Here is a 1,865-nt window from a genome sequence, read left to right as displayed (position 1 = left end):
CTATGGTAGTTGTACTGCTTGTGACAATTTTGGTTTCAATCGCCGGTCAAATTGGAGACTTGGTAGAGTCAGCATTCAAGAGACATTATGCAGTCAAGGATTCAGGTAAGATCCTGCCTGGTCATGGAGGAGTGCTTGACCGATTCGACAGTCTGATCTTCATTCTTCCGATCTTGCACTTGATCAATTTCATCTAGTTAGCGAGAGGAGAGTGAACGATGAAACAAGTAGCTTTACTTGGGGCTACCGGTTCAATTGGAATCCAAACATTGGATGTGATTCGGCTGCACCCTGAAGAATTTTCGTTATACGCAATGGCATTTGGACGAAATCTTGATAAAGCTTTACCCCTTATTAAGGAATTTAAGCCAGAGATGATTATCGTTCAAGATGAAATGACTAGAGAAACTTTGAAAAAAGAGATCGATCATCCCCAAATACTCGTCGGTAGTGAGGGGCTTATAGAAGCTAGTGTTGCAGCCCCTGTAGACGTTGTCGTCAATGCGGTGATGGGGAGTGTTGGTCTTCCTGCTACGTTAAAGGCCATCCAGGCGAATAAGCTTATTGCTATCGCAAACAAGGAAACTTTAGTGACAGCTGGTCACCTTGTGATGGATGAGGCTAGAAAACATAATGTTGAATTACTGCCTGTGGATAGTGAACATTCTGCTATTTATCAATCCTTAAATGGCGAGCAGAAAAAAGATATTCATAAATTAATTATTACTGCTTCCGGAGGGAGTTTCCGGGACAAAAAAAGAGAAGAACTTGTTGGTGTGACGGTTAAAGATGCGTTAAATCACCCAAACTGGAGTATGGGTGCTAAAATAACGATAGATTCAGCATCCATGATGAATAAAGGACTAGAGGTCATTGAAGCCCATTGGCTTTTTGATGTACCTTATGACCAGATTCATGTTATTCTTCATAGAGAAAGCGTTATTCATTCGATGGTTGAGTATGTGGACAGAAGTGTGATGGCTCAGTTAGGAACACCTGATATGAAAGTTCCTATTCAATATGCTCTTACTTATCCGAATCGATTAGATTTGCCGATAACAAAACAACTCAATCTTGAAGAAATAGCGACATTACATTTTGAAAAAATGGACATGGAGCGTTTCCCTTGTTTGCGGATGGCATATGAGGCAGGACGCTCAGGCGGTTCAATGCCTACAGTGTTGAATGCAGCGAATGAAGAAGCGGTACAGTTGTTCTTAGAAGAAAAAATTTCTTTCTTAGAAATTGAACAATTGATTGAACAAGCGCTTGAAAGTCATGACCGTATTCATAACCCGGACTTGTCTACCATACTTTCTATTGATGAGGAAACAAGAAAACGCGTCCGTTTCCATTTAAACTAAAAGGAAGGTGCTTCATTTGACTACAGTGATTGCATTCATACTCATGTTCGGACTTTTGGTGTTTGTTCATGAGTGGGGGCATCTCATTTTTGCCAAACGAGCAGGTATGCTAGCTCGTGAATTTGCAATTGGTTTCGGGCCAAAAATATTTGCTTTCACACGAAATGAAACATTGTACACGATTCGTTTATTGCCAATTGGCGGATATGTACGAGTAGCTGGAGAAGATCCTGAGATCATTGAACTGAAAGCCGGACATCATATTGGACTAGAATTCAATAATGATGGTAAAGTGAATCGGATTATTGTCAACAATAAGTCCAAGCACCCACATGCTCGCGTCATCGAAGTGGAACGAGCAGACTTGGATCACAGGCTTACGATTGAAGGGTACGAAGTGGATGAAGATGAGAAGCTATTTTTCGAAGTAGACCCGAAAGCGATGTTCGTAATGGACGAGAAAGAAACTCAAATTGCTCCTTACGATCGGCAGTTTGCTTC

General features: G+C 41.2%; 3 protein-coding genes. All 3 read left to right on the top strand.

Features of this window, described 5'->3' with window-relative positions; all coding sequences use genetic code 11:
- The coding region (locus LD39_RS07425) for a phosphatidate cytidylyltransferase (RefSeq protein WP_035544676.1) at positions 1 to 197 on the top strand (197 nt) is incomplete at its 5' end.
- 21 nt (positions 198 to 218) lie between these two features.
- Positions 219 to 1,364, top strand: coding sequence for a 1-deoxy-D-xylulose-5-phosphate reductoisomerase (dxr, locus tag LD39_RS07420; protein WP_035544673.1), 1,146 nt, complete (start codon positions 219 to 221; stop codon positions 1,362 to 1,364).
- Positions 1,365 to 1,380: 16 nt separating this feature from the next.
- On the top strand, positions 1,381 to 1,865 hold a 485-nt coding region (locus tag LD39_RS07415; protein WP_035544670.1), incomplete at its 3' end, for a site-2 protease family protein.

Origin of the sequence: Halobacillus sp. BBL2006 (assembly GCF_000786645.1) — a bacterium.
In the GTDB taxonomy this organism is placed as follows: Bacteria; Bacillota; Bacilli; order Bacillales; family Halobacillaceae; genus Halobacillus.
Note: the sequence above shows the minus strand (reverse complement) of the source record. Positions and strands in the feature narration are given on the sequence as shown.